Below are 24,396 nucleotides of genomic sequence, written 5' to 3'. Positions count from 1 at the left end.
AAACGCTTCGATTTCAAATGTCCGATCGAAGTGATGAGTGAGGTGATGCAAAAGGCCATTGCGATGCGGCACGATACTCCCACTTCGATTCAATAACCGTGTTGCACTCAGCTCCTGCAACCGCCCCTGTTAAAACACAAGTTCCCTGGTGAATTAATGAGTGTTGAGGTGGATCTCCAATACCCTCATCACTAAACCTCCACCAGGTCGCTATACCGCTGGACGTAAAAAAAGAAACAAGCAGCGAAGACTTAGACATTGAAGGCCAACCACAGAACGCCATCAAGGTCGTTAGGCTTACGTCACAATAGTTCTTCAAGCGCACGACTGCTCAGGTCGAAAGCCCCCTTTATCGATGGCATTGCCCAAGCCGCAGTGAAAAATCGCGACCTTGGTTGGCCAGCTTTTACCAACCCGAGCAGCGATGAATGCCTAGGCGGAAACGAGTCGGCAATCAATTGGCGTGCCCGTCAGTAGAGCCAACGAAAGACCGCATTGTCTAATCTGCTGTCGCGCCAGTGACGAGAATTTTTGCCATGATGTCCTTGCGTTCCAATCATGGTATTCAGGAGGAAACCCATCATGACCAAAGCATTAAGGATTACCTAGTTCTCAATCGGTAGAATCAGCTTCAACCAAAAGCTTGAGGTAATCATGGAAACCCTGGGAAATCTCGAATCCTTCGTCCGTGCCGCAGAGTCCAGCAGCTTTTCCGAAGCCGCGCGACGCTTAGGGATTTCCTCAGCCGCGGTGAGTAAAAATGTGGCGCGACTTGAAGCCAACCTTGGTACGCGTCTGTTCCACCGCAGCACGCGAAGTCTCACCCTCACCGAGGCGGGAGAGTTGTTTTACCAACAAGTCGCGGAAGGCCTTGAAACCATTCAGGGTGCAGTGAACCAGCTTGGCGAATCACGAAAAATCCCCGCAGGGCGACTGCGTGTTAGTTTGTCGCCGACTTTCGCTTACGATTATGCATTGCCAGTGCTAAAGACTTTTATGGAGCGATACCCCGCTGTCGTGCCCGATTGGCAGCTGGAAATGCGTCGCGTGGATTTGATAGGTGAGGGTTTTGATGTCGCTATCGGTGGCGGCATGGAATTGTCACCTGGCGTTGTGGCACGCGAACTGGCCAAACTTCATCTCGTGGTTGTCGCTGCGCCGGCATGGCTGGAAGGCAAGCCTATACCCACTGAGCCCTGCGAGTTGCAGGGAGTTGATGGCATCGTAATGCGCTCGACTAGCTCGGGACGTTTGCTGAACTGGACGCTTCGTGATTCAAACGAAGGACGGGTCGACATCAATCTGAAACCGGTGGCGATCATGAACGACCCGGAAGCGTTGTGTAGATGTGCTGTGATGGGGTTAGGTGTCGCGCTGCTACCTTTGGATCGCGCGTTGCCTTGGTTGCAGCGCGGTGAGCTGATTCGATTATTGCCTGATTGGTATGTGGATCTAGGTGTGGTCTCGATTTACTACTCTTCAAAAAAATCTTTGCCTGCCAAAACAAGGGTGTTTGTGGACTTCCTGTTGGAGCATTTTCAAGAATCACTCTGCCAACATTTACGTGCCGATTGACGCCTACTGCAATTAAGCCAGCATGGATCACTACACACAATAATTCGGCTTTGCTTTCCTCCGCTTTCGACCAAGGAAAATATTTCCAGTTGCGCACCTTGGTTTTCAAATTGGACGAACCACCTCGCGCACTCGCGTGTGTATACCGATAACTTTTTCCAAGCTTTTCAGTTCCTGCTTCTTAGACCTTTGGTGCTGTGCGACCGAGGAAAAATAATCCGGCATAAGAGAAAATTTAATTAGTAATTTATTCCTCTTAACGAAACAGTCTACTTTTATTATTCAGTTGGTAGTACAGCGCATTACCGATGGTCATATTTCCGAAAATTTCGGCATCACTCCATTTGCCTCCAAGCTAGACTTTTGATGAATATGCGGAGGTCAGCCATGTCTCGCATCCCAAAGAAAACATCAGGAATTAAAAAAACAGCCAAACTGAGTAATATTAAATACCCAGACACATGTAAGAAGTCTACATCCTCGCTTGGAACGGAGCTGGACTTGATCATATTGCTGGCAGAATTACCAGAGAATCTCTTGATTTTGGCTGATAGCGAAGGCAACCCCTAAACCAGATTGGAGAGTTGATATGAGTGGCCTTAACGTGGTGCTGGCACGAAACACAAATGATGCAGCGAAAAGCATTGGCCCGTATTCTCAGACAGTTGCATTCTCCCATTACAATTACATCTCGGCTCAATTGCCGCTTGATCCAGCATCAGGGAAGCTAGTCTCTGAAAACGTAAGGGATCAAGCCAAGCAATGCTTCCAAAACATAAAGTCGATTGTGGAAAGCATCGGGCATTACATGGATGACATCATTAAAGTAACTATCTATTTAAAAGACATTACAAACATTGACTCTGCACACGAAGTATATTCCACATTCTTCCCCAACTACGTACCGGTTCTCACAACAATCGCAGTTAAAGATCTGCCTATGGGCGCATCAATTCAAATTGAAGCACTTGTGTCGAATGGCGAAGGTACTATCGAGGGAGCGCCACAAGAAGGTAATCTTATAAAAACTTCCCGAAATACTGACAGTGCACCATCGTGCCTATTATTCTCTCAGTCTGTTGCATTTTCACATTACAATAATATCTGTGCTCAGTTACCCATAGATTCATCGACGCGTAAATTGGTGGCGGGGGGCGTGAAAGAGCAAGCTGTGCAATGCTTAAAAAACATTCAAAATATCTTAAAAAGCCTAGATGTACCTTTAGATGATATCGTCAAAATCAATATTTATCTTACAGACTTAATGAATATCGACGCCGTGGACGCAGCTTATAAGGCTTTTTTTCCGCATTCCGCGATCGCCAGATCATTGGCCTACTACCCTGCGAGAACATTAGTTGCTGCGTCAGCCTTGCCTATGGGTGCACTAGTACAAATTGAAGCGGTAGTATCACATGGAAATGGTACGCCACCGCAGCTTGTTGAGGACAGACATGGAATAGTGATTAAAGCAAACAATGCGGCAGATGCACCGAAGCATCCCTTATCAACACAATCTGTTGCATTCTCACATTACAACCATGTATCAGCACAATTACCCCTCGACCCAAAAACTGGTGAATTGGTCGGTAGCACCATGAAAGAACAGACAGAACAGTGTCTGAAAAATATCAAATCGATTGTCGAAAATGTTAATCACTTTTTAGGAGACATAGTGAAGATCAATATCCACCTCAAAAACATCGACGATATAACAACCGTTAATGAAATTTACACGAAATTTTTCCCTGACGGCATCCCTGCACGAACAGTGATAGGTGTTTCCGCGTTACCTCACAATGCGCTGGTTCAAATTGATGCAATTGTTTCGAATGCAGAAGGAACACCTCCAAAGCTATGAAAGTAATTTATTTCAACATGGAGCCATCTTGGAGGAATCTATTGGGACCTAGGCACGGTAGTCATACGTGCTTGGGTTGGTGGCGATTCAGGGTATAAATAACCTGCCCTCCTCCCGGTCGTTGTTCTGAGAACCAAATCACGACTGAAGTAAAAATTAGCATCAGGTGTAATAATTCGCTCTAACATTTCCGTATATAAAAACAATATTCAGTATTCTTTCGATGTATGCACTGCCGATTAAAATATTGTTAAACCCTCACTGATAGGTGACGCAAATACAAAATCCTGGCCCATACTTACCTCTCGCCTGATCCACACCTCGTTGTCATAGAAGCTCTCCAAAAATGCCTCCGCAGCAACGTACCAATGCTGCTCTCCGACATTTCTCTTGGACCTTCGTGTTTATCAGGATTGAACTGCTGTTTGTCTCGATTGGGGTGGTCTATAGCCGTTGAGAAGGGAAGTTCACCAGTTTGCCGATTGCTGGCGGCCACCGCACACACACTGATTTTCTAAAGGTGGACGCATGAAAAAGCTCACAACGGCATTTGGCGCTCCTGTTGTCGACAACAACAATACTCAAACAGCAGGCGCCCGCGGCCCTGCTCTCCTTCAAGATGTATGGTTCCTCGAAAAACTCGCTCACTTTGACCGCGAAGTGATCCCTGAACGTCGTATGCACGCCAAAGGGGCAGGTGCCTACGGCACCTTCACTGTTACTCACGACATCACGCGCTACACCAGGGCAAAACTGTTCTCGCAGATAGGCAAAGAAACACCGATGTTCACGCGCTTCTCCACTGTCGCCGGCGAGCGCGGCGCGGCTGATGCAGAACGTGACATCCGCGGTTTCTCGATGAAGTTCTACACCGAAGAAGGCAACTGGGATTTGGTGGGCAACAACACTCCCGTGTTCTTTATTCGGGATCCTTTGAAATTTCCTGACCTGAACCACGCCATCAAACGTGACCCACGCACCGGGCTGCGCAACGCGAATAACAACTGGGATTATTGGACCTCGTTGCCGGAGGCGCTGCATCAGGTCACGATCGTCATGAGCGATCGCGGCATACCCTCCAGCTTTCGCCACATGCACGGTTTCGGTAGTCACACGTTCAGCTTCCTTAACGCCGCAAATGAACGCTTCTGGGTCAAGTTCACACTCAAGACCCAGCAAGGGATCAAGAACCTATCGGATGCCGAAGCGGGACAACTCATTGCCGGAGACCGTGAGACCCATCAACGCGATCTGTACGAAAGCGTTGAGCGGGGTGACTTCCCGCGCTGGACGCTGTTCATCCAGGTCATGCCAGAAAATGAAGCTGGTAGCTATCACTTGAACCCGTTCGATCTGACCAAGGTTTGGCCGCATAAGGACTATCCACTGATCGAAGTTGGCGTGATGGAATTAAATCGCAACCCGGAAAACTTTTTCGCAGAAGTCGAGCAGGCAGCATTCAACCCTGGCAACGTCGTCCCTGGCATCAGTTTCTCACCGGACAAGATGCTGCAAGGTCGATTGTTCTCCTACGGTGACGCGCAACGCTACCGTCTAGGCGTCAACCACTCGCAGATCCCAGTCAACAGCCCGCGGTGCCCGGTCCACAGCTACCACCGTGACGGACCAATGCGCGTAGATGGCAACATGGGCGGCACAATTTCCTACGATCCGAACAGCTATGGGGAATGGATAGAGCAGCCGGAGTTCGCGGAGCCGCCGCTGAGCATCGAAGGTGCTGCCGATCACTGGAACCATCGTGTCGACGAGGATTACTACTCGCAGCCTGGTGATCTCTTCCGTCTCATGACTCCAGAGAAGCAATGGCTGTTGTTCGAAAACACCGCACGCGCTATCAACGGTGCGTCGGAAATGGTGGTCGAACGCCACATATCAAACTGCACCAAAGCTGACCCGGCTTATGGAGCAGGTGTAAGGGATGCGATTGCACGGCTTGGGTGAAACCTAACTAGTAATTTCTAGGCGCCAGGCCTACAGCGTGGCGCCTTGTCTTTTTTTACAAACCCTACGCTTCATAATCTTTCAAGAGTTCCATTGATCGAATTCGGTGAACACGACAGTAATCACCCAGTCACAACCACCTAGGTCCACTAACATAAAGGATCTGAAACATGGTTTTTTAACCATATCCCCTTTCGTTATCGACTGATCCCCCCGCCTGTATTCATCAAAGACGATCATTTAAAACCCTTAATCGATGCTGTAAAACGCACCAGAGCCGAAGGCAGGTCGGGGCGCTGTGGTGGGCGCTAAGGAATAATTACAGTAGGAGTTGACCCCCACCGAAGCCACCTACTTGTGCGCATCTACGGAATCTGCCGAAAACTAGAGTCATCTACCGAGGGGCTAATTGAGGCTTGAAGATCTTCTTCAGTAAGGTGCAGTCACGAAAACGAGAAAGGCCCTGCAAGCGTTTACCAGCAGAGCAATTCTTTTTGTATAAAGCCCGGCTCGGGCGGACGCAACCAAGGGGGTCACGCCATACGATGGGTCTGAGTGCGATCCGAACCGTCAGACGCGACTTGCACGCTTGGCGTATGATCTGAGCCATCTGCGGCAAGAATTTGGCCTTGTTGAGTGTGGTCCGCCCCATCGGAGGCAAGGGCCTGGCCTTGTGGCGTACGATCCCCCCCATCGGAGGCAAGAGCCTGGCCTTGTGGAGTGTGGTCCGCCCCATCTGAGGCAAGAGCCTGGCCTTGTGGCGTGTGGTCCGCCCCATCGGACGCGAGGGTTTGGCCTTGTGGCGTACGATCCGAGCCATCCGAAGCAATAGTATGTTGGTATTCAGCGGTCTGAGTGAAAAATTGATCTTTCTGAGTGCTCGGTACCGCAAATGCGCTAATGCTGAGTGCAAAGGTGGTGACAGCAAGTAATTGGGTAACAGTTTTCATGATGTGTCTCCTGTCGAGTTCGCTTTATTTGCATTGCTGAGAAGTAATTGCCTGTTTGTGAAGCAATCTTCTGCCGATTGGGAAATAGCGTCCAAGACCGATATACAATGCAACGCATAAGCAAAACCTATGCATTGTGAGTGCGGAATTCACAGTCGAAATGCCAGAGGTCCTGTTATCTCGGACGGAGGTCGGTAGCGTTATGTCGCGCAGGTGAACGCAGGGAGAACCGGGACACCAGCGAATCCAGTTTTCAGAAGGGGGGCGGCGGATGGGGGAGACTTACCTGAAAACTCTTGGTCCGAATGCATAGCCACGAATATATGGCTGCGTCGCCATGCAACTGAGTTCGTTTACTTGGACTGAACCTGAACTACTGCCCCAAGTTGCTCCGGCGTGCCGGCCACGATCACCAAATAGCGATTTTGCTCAGGCGCATAGTTCTGCACGATCTGCCGGATAGGACCAACTGCATTGACGACTGCCGAACCTGCCGGGTTTGTCGTGAACGCAGACAAGGGTTGTAAGGGACCGCTACCGTCGGGTTGGTTAGACAACGCCAATATGTAGGGCTGCTTAGGTTCTAGCCCCGTCACAGCGGCTTGCAACACCTGAATCAGTCCTTGATCGAATAGCGCGACGCTGGTTGGAGGCTGATCAGCAGTTTTACCCACGACCTGTAGGCTGAGGTGCGCGGCTTGAGCCGCGACACCTAGAGGCTTGAGGTTGTCAGTCCCCGTCCCCTTCGTAACTGCGTTGGGTACGTAGGCGATAGCCTGTGGTGCTTGGCCGATAGGAATATTGGCTACTACCTTGTTGCTCAGTGTATCGATCACCGCATACGCATCGGCATTTTCCAGCCCTACGTAGATACGGGTTCCATCGCCGGATGGCCACACTCCGTGAGGAAGATTGCCGACGGGAATAGTTGCTACCTTCTCAAAATTGTCCGTGCGATAAACCTGCACCTGATTCAACCCACCAACAGTGATATAGGCAAATGAACCGTTGGCGTTGTTGACCAGATTGACATGGTTGGCGATGGGACCGATATCCAGGGTCTTGAGTGGCTTGAAAGGTGGAGTAGCTTCAAACACCTGGACTTTTCCCGTGTCCTTCAAGGTGAACCAAACCTGCTTGCCATCAGCAGATGCGGCAATGTTTGGGCAGAACGGGCTTACCTGTGGCACATGACCAACAATTGTGTGGTCAGCTACGGACACCACTACCGTCTCTGGAGTGAAGGACGAGCAGACGTAACCGTACTTACCGTCTGGAGAAAATATCTGCATGCCGGGCCCCACTGGCGTCTTGATCCTCATTGTCTCTTGGTAGGTTTTGGCATCGATAACCGACACATAATCCTCGCCGCGCACCGTCACCCAGACTTCCTTGCCATCGGGCGTAAAGAACGCCTCGTGAGGCGCACGGCCAACATAGGTCTTGTGCTTAACGGAGTTGGTTTCGGTATCGATAAACGTCACCGAATTGGTGCCGACTGATACCACCACCAAGGTCTTGTGATCAGGTGAAAATCCCAGGCCGTGCGTTAGCACTTCTCCACGATAGAGCGGGCTGAGGTTTGTCGGTTGGGGATCGCCCAAGGGAATTACACCGAGCACTTTGTTATCGACAGGATCGGTTACTGAGACGGTGTTCGAGAACTGCTCTGCCGCATACATTCGGTCTTGGTGGGTGATGGGGATATCCTGCGCAGAGGCTTTCCCAGGTATTTGGCCAGCGAAACTGACTACGGAACCGGACAGCAACATCGGGGTGATCAACGCTATCAGGACCACTGGGAGCTTCATGAGAATCTCTCCTACTTTTTGTAAAGTCAGGTCTGTGCGGCTCAGGGTTGGGCCACAGAGGGAGTCTGAGAGGGAGAAGCGACTGACGCTGGTAACGGAGCACCTATGGCCAGTTTCATTGCGGCAATTTCCTGCTGCTGCTCGACGATGATTTCTTGGGCGAGCCGTCTCAGTTGTTCGTTTTTCCCATACTTGAGAAGAGTCATCGCCATGTCGATTGCACCTTGGTGGTGTGCGCTCATCATGATGACGAAGTCATGATCGACGTCCCCAGTAGGCTCGACCTCCATTCCCTTCATCATCCTTTCCATGGCGACATTGTTTTCGCTAAGGAAGGGCGTACCTAAGCTGGAGTGGTTGGACGGATCAGCATTCTCCGTAGCCTCGTGAGCAATAGCTGGGAACGCCGCTATCAGGGCAAGAATTGAGAAGCTAATGCGGATTTTGTGAGCTAAAAAGATCGGCATGACGGATCCTCAATTTGAGCCCACAAGCAGGATGAACGAAGGAAGCCTTCACTCGACTCCGCCAAGATATGCTCCTTATGAAAAACAGTGCCAAGCGACGTGTTCTTCGAAAGTCATCCGCAACCTATCCGGTTTGACTAGATCGCAAATGGATCCAAATTTTGTAGAACGCGTCGGCTATAACGCATGAATCTTCATATCGCCGTCATCAGATGTTGTCTACTGACAGGAATAACAATGACCGCTCACTACGTGCAAAATAATGAAAGGGCTTGGCCTGCCCATAACTTCGAGTAAAAGTCCCCCCTCTTGTTTCGCGGTCACCGAACGTACCCGCGATAGGGTATAGACGATGCCCATCGCGGCGTCGTCTCACCACGGCTGGTAAAATTTATGAACGCTGCCGCCCATCACTCATAGCATCGCCTCACCGGAATCGGCACTAGGCTAAAAGGTAGGTTTTGCCTGCGTCCTTGCAGGAGACTCCTCAATCGAGGCTATCATCATGATCAAAGATGGCGTTGGTGACATTGCGGCTGCGTCAGTGAACACCGCTTTGGACACCGTTCTAATATTGACAGCTGCCGGCCAATCCACAGCCTCCGCGGTCGAGTCGTCACGCATATTGACGATCGAATCCGTGCGGAGTCTCTTGGAGCAGCAGCTTGGGAACAAAAGCGCATCCGTCATTACGCACAAGCTAGCCACGTCCTCTGTGGTATGCGCTCCCGCGGCGTTGAGTTGCAAAGCGAAAAGCGGTAGGCGTGTTCGGATTACTTGAACCAGCTGCGTGAAAATTGAAGGCCCTCGGCAGTCTGTCCAGGGCCTATTTCTGCATCAGATATCCGGATCTACGACACCGTGTATTAGCTGCCATTAGCAATAATGACAACCAGTCCAAGGGCTGCTGGATCCGAAGGCTAGAGCCAGAGTTCGGCTCCTAAGCCACTGAGACTAACAAAACATGGTCCGCTATGTTCACCTACACCCTAGGCGGCCATGCATTCATGTTGGGCCACGTGAGCGTCAGCGATGATGGCGGGTTTGTATGGCTTGATCAGGGGAACGTTGTCGATGGCCGCAGCCGTCCGGAAGGCAACGGCGGCTCCACCTTTTACTTATTCACGAAAGCTAATGTTGGTACATTTTCACGAGCTGGCGAACAGACGAGCTTTGGTCAATATTCCTATGATTTTTCCAAGGTGGGCATACCTGGGCTGAAAGCTTCAGCGGCATATTTAAGTGGCGACCAAATCAAGGACGTCAGAGGTGGCAGTGATCATAAGGAGTGGGAGCGGGATCTCAGGATTGACTACATCGTCCCCACTGGCCTGTTGAAAGGATTCGGGACAACCCTGCGCCATGGCACGTACCGCAGTGATGGCTCGGGCATTGCTGACACGGACCAGACAAGGCTGATTTTTAACTACAGCTAGTAGTTACGGAGAAAGCCATCTTTCGAGACTTGAGATAAGAGGCGGAGTTGAGATAATCAATTTCGTCGAGGTCTCTCAAATCCGAGTGACATTCAACTCCTACCAATTCACTCCGTCATTGCAAAATGACGTGGCCGTCAACGCACTCCACTGCGACAGGTTCCAGGTGGGCTCCCTTGCATGGACCATCAATGCAGTGTCCATCTTCAAAACGAAAGACCGCACTGTGGTGAGCACACATCAAATACTTGCCCCTGTAGGTGCAAAATTCATTGGGACGGTAATCGAGTGGCACTGAAAAGTGGGGACATCGATTAATGTAGACCCGTACCTCCTCACCTTGGCGTACAGCGACCAACCCCGCAGCATGGAACTGCGTGTGTTCGGGCAGCCCCAGCGCACAGCCGTCTACGATGTCTTCCAATCGACATAGCGTAATGACAGCCATCACCTCCCCCTCGACTCTGGGTTACCGAGACTCCAATTCCAGGGTCTGATTTCTATGTTGGCGAACAATCCAGCCCGTACGTAAGGATCGTCGTTAACGAATGCCTCTACTTCAACAAGGCTCGCTGCTTCAATGACAAGCAGGGTCCCATTCATAGCAACGCCAGTTTCGTCGAGAGTTGGACCACCCAGTCGCACAACTACACGATGCGCATCGGTAGCCCGTAGATGCGCGCGATGGTCCGGCCGTAGACGTTGGCGTAACGCTAAGGAGTCCGGATGGTCGGTTGCGAATACCGCAAAAAATTGGCCCATGCGTCACACGGATTCCATGACGAATTCATAACTAGCACGTCTAAACGGCAATTGGATATCCAACCCAGCAGATAGGTCGTCGTGCGTAAACCGTTCCTCGTAGATAACCTGCAATGACTGTTTAACGCCAAACACTGCGTCGGATTCGAGATACGGATCATCGTGATTGAAGAGGTGCGTGACCAGCTTCTTATAGCCCGGTACCTCGATCATGAAATGCAAGTGTGCTGGCCGCCAAGGGTGACGCTTGGCTGCATTTAGCATCCGACCGACCGGGCCGTCGGTTGGAATTGGATAGCAGACAGGAACGATGGTGCGAATAGCGAAATAACCGTTGGAATCTGTCCGATACCGACCGCGGAGATTTCCAAATGGCTGCGCCGCATCTTGACCTGAGTACATTCCATTTTCAGCCGTCTGCCAAACGTCGAGTATTGCATTGGGAAGAGCATTTCCGCGGGTGTCGACAACCCTCCCACGAACCAGTGCAGCCTCTCCAGGGGTGAACGCCATGTTCTCGCCAAAGGCGCGCTCCGGCATCCCATCGATGTAAAACGGTCCGAACACAGTCGTATCGGTCGCGTTAGCACTGTGCCGGTGGTTAATGGCATCCACCAGCATGGAGACGCCGAGCGTGTCCGATAGAAGGATGAATTCTTGCCGCACATGACCGTCACATTTGTGGCCGGTTTCAGTCAAGAACTTGATGCCCTCAAACCACTCTTTCTCCGTGAGTTCGACCTCACTAACGAAAGCATGCAAGTGATGTGTCAGGCTTTGCATGATTTGCCTCAAACGCGCGTCAGGCGCGTCGTTAAAACTCTGTATTGCCTTTTCGGAGATCAAGCGCTCCGATGCTTTTTCGTCATTGGTCATTGTTGTTATTTCCGACGGAATTGACGCGATGCGACTGAGCAACCGAAACGCAGGATCGCTTCGGTTGGCTTGGGAGGCAACGATAAATCAGCTTGGTGCGGAGCCGTTCAGAGCGCGGCGCAGCAGCTCTTCAATCGGCCCTTGCTCGAATGGCCGCGGGTTATAGTAAGGGCTTGCACAGGCAATTTTTGCCGCTTCAGCCGGCCCCGTTTCTGGAAGCCCAATTTCAGCAAGCGACAACGGAATTCCGAGCTTCTGGTTCAGTTCGTACAGCAACCCACCCACTTCACTGGCGTCGCTGCCGCCTAAGGCTCGAGCAGCTCTTTGGAGTGGTCCCGCTGCTGCTTCCCTGTTGTAATTCGCAGCATGAGGCAACACGATTGCGTGTGCCTGAGCGTGCGGTAAATTAAACGTACCGCCCAATGTATGGCAAAGCTTGTGGTGCAAAGCCATGCCAACCGAGCCCAAGCAAATTCCAGCCAACCACGCCCCATACAGAGCTTGGCTTCGTGCCTCTAAATCATTCGGATCATTGACGACGCGTGGTAACGCCTGAGCCAGCGAGCGGATCGATTCTTCAGCCATGAAACCAATGATTGGATTGGCGTCTTCGGCATATAGCGCCTCTACGGCGTGGGCCATAGCGTTCATACCAGAACAGGCGGATATCTGCGCCGGAAGGGACAAGGTTAATTCCGGGTCATATATGACGGTCTTAGGTAGGACACGAGGATCACGACCTGTCTTTTTTAGCCGGTTTTCGGTGATGCCATAAATGGGCGTCATTTCCGAACCGGCGTAGGTCGTTGGAATCGCCACAATCGGCAATCCCGAGTCCATTGCGATAGCTTTACCCAGCCCAATCGTCGAACCACCACCAACAGCGACGCAGCAGTCAGCGTGAAGCCTGGACGCTTCGCCACGCGCTGCTTGCGCCATTTCTAACGGCACATGCATCACTGCTCTTGAATAAACGTCTGCTGCTCGATCTCCGAGCAGTTGCGCTACCTGCTCCCCAAGCCCGCGCTGCTCAGGTGTGGTTAAAATCAAGGCACGCTTGGCACCGAGGCGGTCAATTTCCTCAGCCAACGTAGATAGTTTGCCTGCGCCAAACACGACGCGCGTCGGGAGACTCTGGTAAACGAAGGAATTCATGATCAGCCTCAGCGCTTGAAATGGGGAGCTATTTTGGCGTCGACGTTAACCCAAACAGATCGGGCCTCCGTGTAATCGTGGATCGCTTCGAAGCCCATCTCGCGACCATAGCCCGACTGACCAACGCCACCAAACGGACTGCCTGGGCTGACACGCTTGTAGCAATTAATCCAGCACATGCCGGCATGGATGGCGTCCGCCATCTTGTGCGCACGTGTAAGGTTCTGAGTCCACAACCCGCTACCCAAGCCGTATTCAGTGCTGTTTGCGATAGCGAGCGCTTCTTCATCATTGCTAAAACGCACAACGGTGACGAAAGGACCAAATACTTCTTCTTGGCAAACACGGTCTTGGTAAGAGGCCTCGACTACTGTTGGCTCAACATAAAAGCCGTTAGCCAAGCGTTCGTCATCGGGAGCTTTACCGCCAGCCAGGATTTTGCCGCCCTGCTCTTTTGCAACTTCAACGTACGACAGTACCCGATCTCGGTGAAGTGCCGATGTGAGGGGGCCCATTTCGGTCTCTGGATCCATCGGGTCGCCCAACCGAATGGATTTCGCCAGCGCGATGAAACGCTCGAGAAACTGGTCGGCAATGTCCTTGTGCAAGATCAACCGAGACCCAGCAATGCACGCTTGACCTTGGTTATGGAAAATCGCCCAAGCTGCGCCATTTACGGCCGCGTCCAAATTGGCATCTTCGAACACGATATTCGCGCCCTTCCCGCCCAACTCAAGCTGGATACGCTTAAGGTTGCCTTTGGATGCTTCGACGATTCTGCGGCCTGTCGCCGTTGAGCCGGTAAATGCGATTTTACCTACGTCCAAGTGCTCGGCCAGCGCTTGTCCGGCGGTGTGACCGTAGCCTGGAACAACGTTTACGACACCTTTAGGAAAACCGACTTCTGTCATCAGCTCCACAATGCGCAGAGTGGAGAGCGGAGTGATCTCGGAAGGTTTGATAACGACAGTGTTGCCGGCCGCGAGAGCTGGACCCATTTTCCAGCTGGTGAACATCAGCGGGAAGTTCCAAGGCACGATCTGACCCACGACGCCAATTGGCTTACGTTGGACGTAATTCAGAAAGCCGGCCTCAACTGGAATAACGGATCCTTCGATCTTGTCCGCCATACCTCCAAAATAGCGAAAGCATGCCGCTGTCCGCGGGACATCAAGGCCACGCGAATCACGAATTGGGTGTCCCGTATTGAGCGACTCGAGTTGTGCCAACTCTTCGCTGCACTCTTCGATTTTGTCTGCGAGCTTAAGCAGAAGGCGCCCGCGTTCTGCGGCACCCAATGCAGCCCAAGCAGGGAAAGCGCGTTTGGCAGCGGCGACAGCGAGGTCAACATCAGCCGCTTCCGCAGCAGCAATTTTGGTGATCAATGAGCCGTCATGGGGCGACACGACGTCGATGGTTCCGCCCGCAACTGCGTCAACGAATTGGCCGTCGATATAGAGCTGATTTTGCATAATGTATTCCTCGCGCTGTGCCTATGGCGCAGCCTGGCAACTGGATTCTTTTGCGCTCAGCCCGATGCGAACCGGGCTGTTCACGCGTGTCTTAGAATTCGATTGGGTACGGCTTCAGTTCGCCGCTCTCGTACCGTTGCGGCAGGTTCGGCGTCGCGTTTTCCCACACCAAGAGCATCGAACGTTTTGTTGAGTACCCTTGGTGACGGATATCTGCCGGCATAGCGCAAATGTCGCCGGCACGCATGGTGATGCGAGCGCGCGGATTGCCATCGTCTTTATCGCCGACATCCCAAATGATTTCGTCTGACAGTTGCAAGAACCACTCAACACGGTCGTTGCCATGGAAAACGGGCAGAATGAATTCTTCAGTGGTTGGGCAAAACAGACTTGCCTTACAGACCGAGGTAACACTCGGGTTCCAGGTTACGTCGGACCGCGACAGGTACTTGAACAGGCTGAAGGCATGCAATTCGCCTTCAAATCCTTCGGCCGCGTGAACTTCCGGCTCATCTTGGGAGACATCGATGAATTGGCGATTTACCGGCAGATCGTTGCGCAGCGGCGAGTCATCCGGCAGGCCCGGCATGCGCTTTGTGGCGATGCGGAAGCGTTCGATGGCTTCAATGTTATTGCCGTTTTTTCGGCCGAACGCCGTGCCGGTTTCTTCCGGTGCTGCAAACGGGTCAAAGGTGGCGTTGACCCAGTCGCGCAGAATGGCTTTGAACGTTGCCATGATTAAAGGCGTTTCAAAATTCTCGGTGTAATTGACTCCAGCGGCTTTGAGCGTCCCATTGAACGTGCCGGCATACAGGTCAACCTTGCCATAATAGTTGCGAGTGCCGATGACGTGGTCGAAGTTGACCCAGCCGTAGAAGAACCCCCAAGCGACATCGCGCATCATGGCACGAAGAAATGCGTCGATTGGGATCAGGTGCGATCGAGTCTGCCCCTTGGCTGGCCAGGTGATGCGAGCAAAGTACTCATCTCGCGAAAGTTCGAAGGCACCGAGTTGGAACGAGCGGTAACCCGTTACGGCATGGGGTTCGCTGGCTTTGACTTCATCGTCGGCAAAGGTTGCGCCATCAGCGGCGTTTTCAAGCATGGCCATGAATGTATTCCTCTTGTTGCTTTTGTATGGAGGTGGCAGCAGAGCTGAACAGCTCAACCAAATTGGTCACTTGATGCAGATGTCTGCCCATTTCTCGATAGACAGAGGACCTTTGATTGTCTGTTGCAAGATCACGCCTGGACGATCTGCTTCAAATCGATAGGCGACACCGGCTGGCAAAATGCACTGATGGCCGCGCTTGAGCAGGACGTAGCCCATAGGCTTGCCCTCAGGAATCTCGCCCGCCAGTTGAGTGCCTTCGCCGGTGACCAGTGGCGTGCTGAGCTTCAGGAAATCGACCCGGACTTCACCGTCCATAACCACAGCGAACTCGTCGTGCGCGGCCGTGTACCAAGGCGATTGCCCTTCAGCGCGCAGAGTCTCAATCACGTAATCGAGGTTCAGTCCGACGACTACTTTTTCGTAAGGAAGGGATTTTTGCGCCACCTCGAAAATGTTCGAGAAAGCGTAATGGCTGGCTTGCCCGCTGATGAGTTCTACTGAACCTTTGCTGTAGTTCTCAAGCGAACCAAAAAACGTTTGGATTGCAGCGCTGCTCATGGTTCTCACCGTCTTGTTGTTGTAGTAACAGTGAGCCAACAGTACGACGCTGCTTGACTTGGAACAATTGGAGGTCTGACGACAACAGTGTTTGCGAAACGCAAACACTCATCCGACAATGCGCCGCTAGTGCACCCAGCCTCGTTCAAGCAATGGCTGGTCCCAACAAGGCTCCTCGCCAAATTTCCCCACTAAAAAATCGATCAAGGTTCGCACTTTGAGGGCCCTGCGCTGAGTCGCTGGGTAGACCGCGGAAAAATTGAACGACGAAAGGGCATACTCCGGCAAGACTGGAATCAGCTTGCCGCTGAGCAAGTCTTCGCTTGCCACAAGAGTCGGGAGGCAGACAATACATACGCCCGTCGACGCATAATCGCGAAGCATATGCACCGAATTTGATCGCACCTGACCAGGCAGACTCAGCTCTACCTGCTCGCCATCTTTCGTGAATATCCAACGGTTTCGCGAGGGGTAGCCTTCATACAAAGCAATCTTGTGCTGGAGAAGCTGTTGAGGGTGCGTGGGTACACCGAAATTTTCAGCGTATTCCGGCGAGATGCAGAACAATCGACGGACGCTAAAAAGCTTGCGTTCAATTAACGTCTCGGCCATTGGAGGGAACATCTGAAACGCCACGTCAAAGCCCTCCTCGATGGGATCCACCACCCGGTCGTTGACGATTACATCAACCTCAATATCGGGGTACAACCGGGTGAATTCAGCCAGCATTCTGCCGAAATGACTGATGGCGAATCCTGGGAGCATTTGCACGCGGAGTTTTCCTATCGGCTTGGCTCGCTGCTCTCTCATATGCTCAGTGAGTGAATTGAAGCTCGCCACCATATCTGCGCACTCTTTGTAGTACGTTTCGCCTACTTCAGAGAGGCGGACATGGCGAGTGCTGCGATGGAACAGCGGTGCGTTTACAAACTGTTCCAGTTGTTGGATGCGGTGGGTAATTACCGAGCGAGTTACGCCCAACTGCTGTGCAGCCCTGGCGAAATTCCCGGTTTCGGCAACTCGCACAAAAGCTTCGACACTGAGTAAACGATCCATAACGCGGGCTCTCTGGGAATCTTTGTTTTTATTGGAGTGTCGAGGTTAACGTGTCGGCATCCAGCACTCCACTGCCCGCCGATCGTTAACCGCTATGCGAAGCAGAAAGCCGTCGCTGCATCGGGAAAATTTGCCATCCGAATCGCTCATTGATCAACCCCCATACACCCTGCGGCGCTTTAAGCATCATGACCACCGCGACCAGCCCCAGAATGATCATGTACACCGCACCGTATTGCGCCAGGCATCCACGCAACACGAAGTAAATCGCCGTGCCGATCAAGGGCCCTTCCAGCGTGCCGATGCCCCCGATGATGACGATGAAAATTACCACTGCCGTCCAGTCCTGAAGATTGAACGCCGCATCCGGGGAGATACGCAGTTTTTGCAGGAAGATCAGTGCCCCGACCACACCTGTACTCCCCGCGGCCAGCACGTACACCATTAGTTTGGTGCGGAAGGTGTCGACGCCGAGGCTGCCGGATGCCGGCTCGGAATCGCGGATCGAAGCAAGTGCCAGACCCTGTCGCGAGCGCAGCAAAAAGAACACCACTGCCACCGCGGCAATGGCGATGGCCAGCGCAGTGAAGTAAATCAGCATCTCCCGCTCGTCCCGATCAGTACCGATCTGCCTCACAATTGTCGCCGGCAAGCTCTGCCCGGAACCGCCGCCGAGACTGCTCATCTGTGCGAGGCCAAGACGGAATACCTCAGCAACGACCCAAGTGCCAATGGCAAAGTAGGCCCCGCGCAGTCGGAACACAATCAATGCGGTAGGAACCGCCAGCACCGCAACCACTACGCCGGAAAGCAAAACCGCAAACAATGGCGGCACACCAAACCGGGTGGACAGCATGAACAACAGGTATCCTCCCAGGCCCACAAAAGCCTGCTGCCCGACGGACACCATGCCCGCGTAACCCGCCAACAAGTTCCACATCTGCGCCAGCGCCAGGTAATAAGCGAACTCCACCACTAGCCGCAGACTTGAACGGTCCGCCCAAAACGGCGCACTGATCAGAATCAAAACGCAGATCCCTAGCAACGACAGACCAATAAGACTGCTGGTGGTTGTACGTTGCACACGAAAGTCGAGCGCGGAATTATTTAAGACATTCATCAATCGACACTCCGGGGAAACAGGCCACGCGGGCGCACGACCAAGATCAGCAGAAACACAAGGTGACCAGCAAGGATTTGCCAGCCGGGATCGATTTTTGCCCCCAGCGCTTGGGCAACACCAAGAATTACTCCGCCGGCCAGGGTGCCCCACAGACTACCCAAGCCACCGATGATCACTGCTTCGAAGCCGTACAACAGCCGCGCCGGTCCCACCGTTGGGTCAAAGCTCGTGCGGATCGCTAAGAACACTCCGGCAATCGAAACTACGGCCATCGCGAGCGCCATTGCCAAGCCAAAAATATGTGCGTTGTTCACGCCCATCAGTCGTGCGGTGTTCTGGTCATCCGACGTTGCGCGAAATGCCCGCCCTACCGCGGTTTTGAAAAACAGCAATTGCAGTCCGCCGATGATCAGCAACGCGCTGCAAAAAACAATGAGCGGCATGACACCCACACTGACGCTTCCGAAGCCCACGCTTGCTACTTCAAGGTCGCCCTGCGAGAGCTTTTGGCTGTCCGCGCTGAAAAATTCGAGGAGCACGTTCTGCACAATAATCGACAGCCCGAAGGTCACTAGCAGCGGTGGCAAGATGTCTTGACCGAGCGTTCTGTTGAGCAGCAGACGTTGAAGCAAATATCCGAATACGAACATGAGCGGTACGACGATGAGCAGGCTGGCGAGCGGACTGAGTCCTAGATGGTTGACAACCATGAGTGCGAGGTACGAAGCCAGCACGATGAAGTCGCCATGCGCAATATTGACTAGGCGCATGATGCCAAACATCAGGGAAAGGCCCACGGCAAACATCGCGTAAAGGCCACCGAGCAACATGCCCTGGATAAGTGTATTGAGCCATTCCATAACTAGATCCCGAAATACGCGGCTTTGATCTGAGCTTTATCCGCTTCCCCTGGACGACCGGTCAGGGAGACGCGCCCCTCCTGAAAGCAATAGAAGCGGTCGCAGACACTCAGCGCTTGATTGATATCCTGCTCGACGAGAACCAACGTAGTGCCGTCAGCTTTGATTGAGGGTAATGCTGCGTATATGTCCTTGATCGTGGTCGGGGCCAGTCCCAAGCTGATCTCGTCACACAGCAGCAGTTGCGGGTTAGCCATCAAACCTCGGCCTATTGCGACCATCTGCTGCTGGCCGCCAGAGAGTGCTGTACCAGGACGGTTGCGCATTTGATCCAATACCGGGAATAGCTGATAAATGCGTGCAAGATTCCAAGGCCCGGGACGTTTGCTGTAAGCACCAATCAGCAAATTTTCCTCAACGCTGAGCGAAGGAAACAACTTTCGGCCTTCCGGCACCAAGGCGATGCCCCGCTCTACAACCTGATTGGCAGCCATGTTGCCAATGGCCTCGCCGTTGAAGCGAATGGAGTCGAGTTGATTACTGATCAGCCCCGCCAGCGAGCGTAGGAAGGTCGACTTGCCAGCACCGTTAGAGCCGATGATGGCCACGGTTTCCCCGGCATCAAGGGTCAGGCTGATGTCGAACAGCGCTTGGAAGTCGCCGTAGCCGGCACAAAGTTTTTCGATGGTTAGCATGCGTCAGCTCCCGATGCCCATGTAGATGTCCTGAACCCGAGGATCGGCCATCACGCTCCGCGGTTCGCCCTCAGCCAGCTTCGCGCCGAAGTTGATCACCGTTAGGCGACTGACCACCGCTAGCAAGGCGTGTACGATGTGCTCGATCCAGATGATGGCAACGCCCGACTTATGAATTCCCTGGATGGTCTCCACCAGCGCCAAGCATTCGGGCTCAGTCAGCCCGCCGGCGATTTCGTCGAGCAGCAACAAACGCGGCTGGGTCGACAACGCGCGGGCCATTTCCAGACGTTTGCGGTCGAGGAGAGTTAGTGAACCGGCAAGCACATTGGCCTTGCGCATCAGCCCGGTCAGCTCCAGGGTTTGTGCACACCATTGGCTGGCTTCCTTATCCCGCAACCCGGCACCGAAAGTCGCACCCACCAGCAGGTTCTCGAATACGGTCATTTTCACGAACGGATGGGGAATCTGGTGAGAGCGGCCGATGCCTTGCTGGCAGCGCTTGAAAACCGGCACGCGGGTGACGTCGCGGCCCTCGAAATGGATCGAGCCCTTGTCCGCTGCCACGCCGCCGGCGATCAGGTTGAACAGCGTACTCTTGCCCGCGCCGTTGGGGCCGATGATGCCCAGAGCTTCTCCCGGTTGCAGGTTCAGGCTCATGGCGTCTGTAACCTTCACCGAGCCGTAGCTCTTGTGCACGTCACTGATTTTCAGAAGTGGCTCTTGCATGGTGCACCCTTGTCCCGTCGCGCGATCAATAGGTAATTGCCTGCATCTCGCCGCCCAGCGGAATCGCCGGCGCGGTCGTGTTGCTGGTGATCACCAAGTCGTACTTATTGTCTTGGCCCAAACGCCACTGGCCGCTGACCAGCGGGGTCTTGGCAACGTTCTTGACCGGCCCGCCATTCCAACTGATCGGCCCGACCACGGTGTTGAGGTTGGTCTTGAGCAAGGCATCCCGAACCGCGTGGGCATCACCGACCTGTTCTGTGCGTTTGAGGATGTCCACCGCCAGTTCGAACAGTGCGTGCACAAAACCCAGCGGCTGTGTCCATTGTTTGCCGGTGGCTTGGGTGAAACCCTGGGCCAGTTGCCCCGCACTTGCGCCAGTCAACGAAGAGCTGAACGGGTGCGTCGGGCTCCACCAGATTTCCGTGGACAGGTTGTTGCCGGCCTTCCCCAGCGCCTCGACCGCAGTCGGGAACAAGAGCGCTTTACCCACCGAGACTGCCTTGGGCTTGAAGCCTTGCTGCCGAGCTTGGGTCCAGAAAGTACTGAGGTCAGGTGGAATCACCACACCGGTGACGATCTCGACTTCCGCTTTTTTAAATGCTGCAATTTGCGCGGAGAAATCGTCGGTCAGACTTTGGAAGCGACCTGGGTCGACCAGTTGAAAGCCCTTTTGTGCGAGTACCGGCGGGAAGCCCAACTTCGGATCGCCCCATGCGTTGCCGTCGCCATCATTGGGGAACAGGCCGCCGACCACCTTGTTGGTGGGCATCGCGCCCCACATGGCGGTGTAGGTGCCGATCACATCTTCCAGACCCCAGAAGAAATGGTAGGTCCACTCGAAACCCTGATCCGGTTTGCCGCCCCTAGTGAAGAACCATGGCTGCCATGGCGCCACGGTGGAAATGCACGGAATTTCGTTGATTTCGCACTGATCGGACACGGGGTTGGTGGTTTCCGGCGTCGACGACACCAGCATCAGGTCGACCTGGTCCGACAGGATCAACTCGCTGGCCACCTCTGCCGCGCGATTGGGGTTGGACTGGCTGTCCTTGACGATCACTTCCAGGCGATAAGCTTTGCCGGCAACAGTGATGGTGTTTTTCAGCGTTTGCTTGAGCGATTCGATGATGTAATTGTCCGCTGCGGCAAAGGGCGCCAGCGGGCCGGTCTGCGGACTGACATAGCCGAGTTTGATCACCCGCTCGCCGCCGATGGCGAAGTTGAACGGCAGGCTCGCCAGTGCCACGCCACCGGCGGCGACACCGGTACCGCGGAGGAAATCGCGCCGGGAAACGTCGCGGCCAAACAGGTTTTTATCGTTGTTGTCTGTCATGTGAAGGCTCCAGCCTGGACGAACAGGATCGCAACGTGTGGCGAGGCCATCACGCAGGGTCGGGGTAAACCGGAAGAGTCGGGTCAGAAGAACAGCGTTACGTCGAAGGACGCCACCACCTGCGAGTCCTTTTGCCCATCGGCATAGGCATCGCGGCCGGGGCCGGAATGGAAGTCGTAACGCAGCTCCGGACGCAGGCGCACGTTGGGGGTCGGGGTCCACGCCAAGTTGGTGGTGACGCCGTAGAAACTGCCCCATGTCGGGTCGGGAATCCCGGTTTCGGGGTCGATGTTGGCCATCATCACGTGGACCGGCGCGTCGGTGTAGAACCATTCGGCGCGGCTGTTCCACATCAGGTTTTCGCTGAGTTTGTGATACCAGTTCAGGTCGGTGCCGTACCAGGTGGCGTCATTCTTGTTGGCGAAGCCGGCGAAAGCCCCCTGCTCCTGCTTGCCGTAGTTCAGTTCCAAGGCCACACGGTTGTTCCGGTCGAGCACTTGCGACAAGGTCAGGTAGGAGGCCAAGCGTTTGTTGTCATCGTCCTTAGTCCCGGCAGGCAGCGGCGAGCCGCAACTGCACTCGGCAAAGCTGTCGCCGGCGCCGTTACCGTAGATGTTTTCCCAGTCAATCCAAGTGCTGAAATCAGCCGAGCGCCAGCGCACGTTGGCGATCACGTCCGGGTCGTGGTTGGGGTCTTGCAGGTTGTTCCAGCCCTGAACCACACCCAGTTCGAAGCCCACCATGCTTTCCCCGGGCGCCGAGGGCAATTTGAAGGAATACAACGCGCCGGCATGTTTCGCCGGGCCGTGCATGAAGGAATAGGTGTGAGAGTAGAAGTCAGTTGGTGCGGGGGAAGGCAAGGCAAAGCCAATTTCATTTTCCAGTGGCGTGTGGAAAATCCCGATCATCAGGTCCGAACCGCCGAGTACCGGAAAATAGAAATCTACGTAGGCCTGAGCGATGGTGAAGGCTTCGTCTTCGGCCTTGTTGTCGCGATTAACCCCTAAGTCCTCGTCCCAGCCGTAGGTCTTGAAATAGCGCGCATCCTTGCCGTAAAGGGTCGTGACGTTAAACCCCCAGTCGGCTTCTTGCGGCATCGGACCGGGAAACGGACCTACACGACCGACCACATTGCTTTTAGCTTTCTTTTCTACGGCCAGCGCGAACTGATTGAGATTTACACCCTCGTCGGACGTGAAGAAGCTCTGTTTGCTGACGTCATCCGTGCCGTTATTGTTGTAGCTCATACCCACCTGAGCCCAACCAGAGACCTTGATGCCATGATCACGCTCTAGACTGTCGCCGAATACCCCGCGAGCCAGTGAGCCCATTGGATCGTCCGCGGCCGAAGCCGTCGCGGGAAACAATACGCCGCCCCCCATAACGGGAGCGAACAGGATTGCCGCACAGACCCATGCACAAATGTTCATACCTGCCTTCCTCTTATTTTTATTAGATGCCACACCCCCAGAGGGGATCAAGCCGAAAGCAAGGTGAACGCGATGAACTCGCTCTTGATGAGTCTTGGCTTGGACTCCACCCGATCGTTGGCGAATCGTGGTGTTCGGCGCATTGGAGGCTACAAGTCCACTACTGCGCCAACAATTCCATTCTCGGCGACTTCAGTGTTTGCGTATTCAGAACAATGGCGCCGGCGTCGGCGATCCACAGCTCAAAAATTTGAATTTCGTGATCAGCTCGCCCCGTGAAGTTGGGTGACACTGGCCGAAAATTAAAGCTAATCAGCAAAGACGGCTGAGATGATTTTCGAGAAGGCCGCCTAACGACCGGTTGTCGAGTCGGTAAGTTAGTACGGCATGCGGTACGCGAGCAGGCGGGCTGGCTTGGTGTGAAAAAATAGGAATTTTCAATTGATCAGAACTTCAGGTCGGTATCGGCGAAACCAAACCCACTCCGCTCTCCGATGCTTAGCTGGAGAATTTTACTGTACGCCCAGCTTTTACTTGGCATAAGTCTAAGATTACTAATGATTCCGACCATCACTTCAACGTGGACCACGCTCGCTCATCACCGCATGGTCATTGTGCCAATCGGCTATTCCGATCTAGCGCTGTTTGAGTTTCGCAACCGGGCAGTGGTAACCCATGTGATGCATCCACGATTGCAGGCGCTGATGGCTCCCGCCAACCGGACTCACGTGAATGAGGCAGTGCTCATCACCAAGGATAGTACGTCGCAAAATTGCTGCAAAACTCAAGGAATAGTTAGCCGCCAAAAAGCCATCCAGGCGCCAGTGCGGTGCTGCATTTGCGGTTGGGGCGACTGCCAGCAAGTGTCACGGTGGTCCGTGCTTTCATCACGTTCAAGGACGGGGCGACCGTGCTTTAACTTGGCCGCACAAGATGGTCAATATGGTGGGTACAGGAGTGCTTGCCATTGGCAGCAGCATGAAATTCCTTAGCGTATTAACCGTAACTCTCGTTCTTTCACTGTTTAGCGCAGGCACAGCGTGTAGTGGTCTAATGAAACCGGACACCCATTTAGGCGAGAATGCTCGCCAGATCGAGGTGTCAGATGACCAAACAACGCCGTTCCTTTTCCGCTGAATTCAAGCGCGAGGCTGCCGACCTTGTGCTC

21 protein-coding genes and 2 pseudogenes are annotated in these 24,396 nt (G+C 53.6%); 6 read left to right on the top strand and 17 right to left on the bottom strand.

From position 1 onward, the window contains the following. Positions 1–654 precede the first annotated feature (654 nt). The 4 genes from IMW75_RS25095 (at position 655) to IMW75_RS25080 (ending at position 5,398) form a co-directional block, all read left to right on the top strand. Positions 655–1,575 (top strand): LysR family transcriptional regulator, encoded by a 921-nt coding sequence (locus IMW75_RS25095; RefSeq protein ID WP_205894086.1) that lies wholly within the window; start codon positions 655–657, stop codon positions 1,573–1,575. A gap of 387 nt (positions 1,576–1,962) precedes the next feature. Further along, a complete protein-coding gene (locus IMW75_RS25090) occupies positions 1,963–2,145 on the top strand; it encodes a hypothetical protein (RefSeq protein WP_205894085.1) in 183 nt (60 codons plus the stop codon). A 19-nt stretch (positions 2,146–2,164) separates the two neighbouring features. Then, positions 2,165–3,436, top strand: coding sequence for a RidA family protein (locus IMW75_RS25085; RefSeq protein WP_205894084.1), 1,272 nt, complete (start codon positions 2,165–2,167; stop codon positions 3,434–3,436). 528 nt (positions 3,437–3,964) lie between these two features. Further along, positions 3,965–5,398 carry a catalase gene (locus tag IMW75_RS25080; protein ID WP_205894083.1) on the top strand — a complete coding sequence of 478 codons (1,434 nt, stop codon included), beginning with the start codon at positions 3,965–3,967 and terminating at the stop codon, positions 5,396–5,398. A 533-nt stretch (positions 5,399–5,931) separates the two neighbouring features. On the opposite strand, the gene IMW75_RS25075 is transcribed toward IMW75_RS25080, so the two are convergent. From IMW75_RS25075 to IMW75_RS25065, 3 genes are all read right to left on the bottom strand, one after another. Continuing rightward, positions 5,932–6,348: a hypothetical protein gene (locus tag IMW75_RS25075; protein ID WP_205894082.1), complete on the bottom strand. Its 417-nt coding sequence runs from the start codon at positions 6,346–6,348 to the stop codon at positions 5,932–5,934. 353 nt (positions 6,349–6,701) lie between these two features. Beyond that, complete coding sequence (locus IMW75_RS25070) at positions 6,702–8,159, bottom strand: YncE family protein (protein ID WP_237142333.1); 1,458 nt, start codon at positions 8,157–8,159, stop codon at positions 6,702–6,704. Positions 8,160–8,200: 41 nt separating this feature from the next. Then, on the bottom strand, positions 8,201–8,626 hold the full coding sequence (locus IMW75_RS25065) for a DUF305 domain-containing protein (protein ID WP_205894081.1): 426 nt from the start codon (positions 8,624–8,626) through the stop codon (positions 8,201–8,203). Between the two features lie 956 nt (positions 8,627–9,582). Between IMW75_RS25065 and IMW75_RS25060 the strand changes: the two are divergent. Next, positions 9,583–10,062, top strand: a pseudogene (locus tag IMW75_RS25060) (OprD family outer membrane porin); the annotation flags it as partial. 115 nt (positions 10,063–10,177) lie between these two features. On the opposite strand, the gene IMW75_RS25055 reads toward IMW75_RS25060, so the two are convergent. The 14 genes from IMW75_RS25055 to IMW75_RS24990 form a co-directional block, all read right to left on the bottom strand. Further along, on the bottom strand, positions 10,178–10,510 hold the full coding sequence (locus IMW75_RS25055; RefSeq protein WP_205894079.1) for a Rieske (2Fe-2S) protein: 333 nt from the start codon (positions 10,508–10,510) through the stop codon (positions 10,178–10,180). Then, a complete protein-coding gene (locus tag IMW75_RS25050) occupies positions 10,510–10,824 on the bottom strand; it encodes a YciI family protein (RefSeq protein WP_205894078.1) in 315 nt (104 codons plus the stop codon). The genes IMW75_RS25055 and IMW75_RS25050 overlap by 1 nt, the downstream gene beginning before the upstream one ends. A 3-nt stretch (positions 10,825–10,827) precedes the next feature. Beyond that, on the bottom strand, positions 10,828–11,700 hold the full coding sequence (locus IMW75_RS25045) for a dioxygenase family protein (RefSeq protein ID WP_205894077.1): 873 nt from the start codon (positions 11,698–11,700) through the stop codon (positions 10,828–10,830). A gap of 87 nt (positions 11,701–11,787) precedes the next feature. Further along, entirely contained in the window at positions 11,788–12,855 is a 1,068-nt protein-coding gene (locus tag IMW75_RS25040) for a maleylacetate reductase (RefSeq protein WP_205894076.1), read from the bottom strand. 8 nt (positions 12,856–12,863) lie between these two features. After that, positions 12,864–14,327, bottom strand: coding sequence for an aldehyde dehydrogenase family protein (locus tag IMW75_RS25035; protein ID WP_205894075.1), 1,464 nt, complete (start codon positions 14,325–14,327; stop codon positions 12,864–12,866). A gap of 91 nt (positions 14,328–14,418) precedes the next feature. Continuing rightward, positions 14,419–15,438, bottom strand: coding sequence for a hydroxyquinol 1,2-dioxygenase (locus IMW75_RS25030; RefSeq protein WP_205894074.1), 1,020 nt, complete (start codon positions 15,436–15,438; stop codon positions 14,419–14,421). Positions 15,439–15,504: 66 nt separating this feature from the next. Beyond that, on the bottom strand, positions 15,505–15,999 hold the full coding sequence (locus tag IMW75_RS25025; RefSeq protein ID WP_205894073.1) for a cupin domain-containing protein: 495 nt from the start codon (positions 15,997–15,999) through the stop codon (positions 15,505–15,507). Between the two features lie 126 nt (positions 16,000–16,125). Then, on the bottom strand, positions 16,126–17,055 hold the full coding sequence (locus tag IMW75_RS25020; protein WP_205894072.1) for a LysR family transcriptional regulator: 930 nt from the start codon (positions 17,053–17,055) through the stop codon (positions 16,126–16,128). Positions 17,056–17,140: 85 nt separating this feature from the next. Beyond that, the gene (locus IMW75_RS25015; protein ID WP_205894071.1) at positions 17,141–18,175 is read right to left on the bottom strand and encodes a branched-chain amino acid ABC transporter permease; all 1,035 of its coding nucleotides are present in this window, start codon (positions 18,173–18,175) and stop codon (positions 17,141–17,143) included. Beyond that, the gene (locus tag IMW75_RS25010; protein ID WP_205894070.1) at positions 18,175–19,038 is read right to left on the bottom strand and encodes a branched-chain amino acid ABC transporter permease; all 864 of its coding nucleotides are present in this window, start codon (positions 19,036–19,038) and stop codon (positions 18,175–18,177) included. Before IMW75_RS25010 ends, IMW75_RS25015 begins: the two co-directional genes overlap by 1 nt. Before the next feature lie 2 nt (positions 19,039–19,040). After that, entirely contained in the window at positions 19,041–19,733 is a 693-nt protein-coding gene (locus IMW75_RS25005) for an ABC transporter ATP-binding protein (RefSeq protein ID WP_205894069.1), read from the bottom strand. 3 nt (positions 19,734–19,736) lie between these two features. Continuing rightward, positions 19,737–20,462: an ABC transporter ATP-binding protein gene (locus tag IMW75_RS25000; protein WP_205894068.1), complete on the bottom strand. Its 726-nt coding sequence runs from the start codon at positions 20,460–20,462 to the stop codon at positions 19,737–19,739. 25 nt (positions 20,463–20,487) lie between these two features. Further along, positions 20,488–21,798, bottom strand: coding sequence for an ABC transporter substrate-binding protein (locus IMW75_RS24995; protein ID WP_205894067.1), 1,311 nt, complete (start codon positions 21,796–21,798; stop codon positions 20,488–20,490). 83 nt (positions 21,799–21,881) lie between these two features. After that, a complete protein-coding gene (locus IMW75_RS24990; RefSeq protein WP_205894066.1) occupies positions 21,882–23,228 on the bottom strand; it encodes an outer membrane beta-barrel protein in 1,347 nt (448 codons plus the stop codon). Positions 23,229–23,794: 566 nt separating this feature from the next. Between IMW75_RS24990 and IMW75_RS27100 the strand changes: the two are divergent. Further along, positions 23,795–23,964 (top strand): annotated as a pseudogene (locus IMW75_RS27100) (NAD(P)H:quinone oxidoreductase); the annotation flags it as partial. Positions 23,965–24,396: the final 432 nt, after the last annotated feature.

Source organism: Pseudomonas gregormendelii (genome assembly GCF_017114825.1).
GTDB classification, from domain to species: Bacteria; Pseudomonadota; Gammaproteobacteria; order Pseudomonadales; family Pseudomonadaceae; genus Aquipseudomonas; species Aquipseudomonas gregormendelii.
This window is presented reverse-complemented; position numbering and strand designations above follow the sequence as displayed.

Coding starts and splice junctions, on each gene's coding strand:
- IMW75_RS25095 (WP_205894086.1), top strand. CDS start 655: ATGGAAACCCTGGGAAATCTCGAATCCTTCGTCCGTGCCGCAGAGTCC.
- IMW75_RS25090 (WP_205894085.1), top strand. CDS start 1,963: ATGTCTCGCATCCCAAAGAAAACATCAGGAATTAAAAAAACAGCCAAA.
- IMW75_RS25085 (WP_205894084.1), top strand. CDS start 2,165: ATGAGTGGCCTTAACGTGGTGCTGGCACGAAACACAAATGATGCAGCG.
- IMW75_RS25080 (WP_205894083.1), top strand. CDS start 3,965: ATGAAAAAGCTCACAACGGCATTTGGCGCTCCTGTTGTCGACAACAAC.
- IMW75_RS25075 (WP_205894082.1), bottom strand. CDS start 6,348: ATGAAAACTGTTACCCAATTACTTGCTGTCACCACCTTTGCACTCAGC.
- IMW75_RS25070 (WP_237142333.1), bottom strand. CDS start 8,159: ATGAAGCTCCCAGTGGTCCTGATAGCGTTGATCACCCCGATGTTGCTG.
- IMW75_RS25065 (WP_205894081.1), bottom strand. CDS start 8,626: ATGCCGATCTTTTTAGCTCACAAAATCCGCATTAGCTTCTCAATTCTT.
- IMW75_RS25055 (WP_205894079.1), bottom strand. CDS start 10,510: ATGGCTGTCATTACGCTATGTCGATTGGAAGACATCGTAGACGGCTGT.
- IMW75_RS25050 (WP_205894078.1), bottom strand. CDS start 10,824: ATGGGCCAATTTTTTGCGGTATTCGCAACCGACCATCCGGACTCCTTA.
- IMW75_RS25045 (WP_205894077.1), bottom strand. CDS start 11,700: ATGACCAATGACGAAAAAGCATCGGAGCGCTTGATCTCCGAAAAGGCA.
- IMW75_RS25040 (WP_205894076.1), bottom strand. CDS start 12,855: ATGAATTCCTTCGTTTACCAGAGTCTCCCGACGCGCGTCGTGTTTGGC.
- IMW75_RS25035 (WP_205894075.1), bottom strand. CDS start 14,327: ATGCAAAATCAGCTCTATATCGACGGCCAATTCGTTGACGCAGTTGCG.
- IMW75_RS25030 (WP_205894074.1), bottom strand. CDS start 15,438: ATGGCCATGCTTGAAAACGCCGCTGATGGCGCAACCTTTGCCGACGAT.
- IMW75_RS25025 (WP_205894073.1), bottom strand. CDS start 15,999: ATGAGCAGCGCTGCAATCCAAACGTTTTTTGGTTCGCTTGAGAACTAC.
- IMW75_RS25020 (WP_205894072.1), bottom strand. CDS start 17,055: ATGGATCGTTTACTCAGTGTCGAAGCTTTTGTGCGAGTTGCCGAAACC.
- IMW75_RS25015 (WP_205894071.1), bottom strand. CDS start 18,175: ATGAATGTCTTAAATAATTCCGCGCTCGACTTTCGTGTGCAACGTACA.
- IMW75_RS25010 (WP_205894070.1), bottom strand. CDS start 19,038: ATGGAATGGCTCAATACACTTATCCAGGGCATGTTGCTCGGTGGCCTT.
- IMW75_RS25005 (WP_205894069.1), bottom strand. CDS start 19,733: ATGCTAACCATCGAAAAACTTTGTGCCGGCTACGGCGACTTCCAAGCG.
- IMW75_RS25000 (WP_205894068.1), bottom strand. CDS start 20,462: ATGCAAGAGCCACTTCTGAAAATCAGTGACGTGCACAAGAGCTACGGC.
- IMW75_RS24995 (WP_205894067.1), bottom strand. CDS start 21,798: ATGACAGACAACAACGATAAAAACCTGTTTGGCCGCGACGTTTCCCGG.
- IMW75_RS24990 (WP_205894066.1), bottom strand. CDS start 23,228: ATGAACATTTGTGCATGGGTCTGTGCGGCAATCCTGTTCGCTCCCGTT.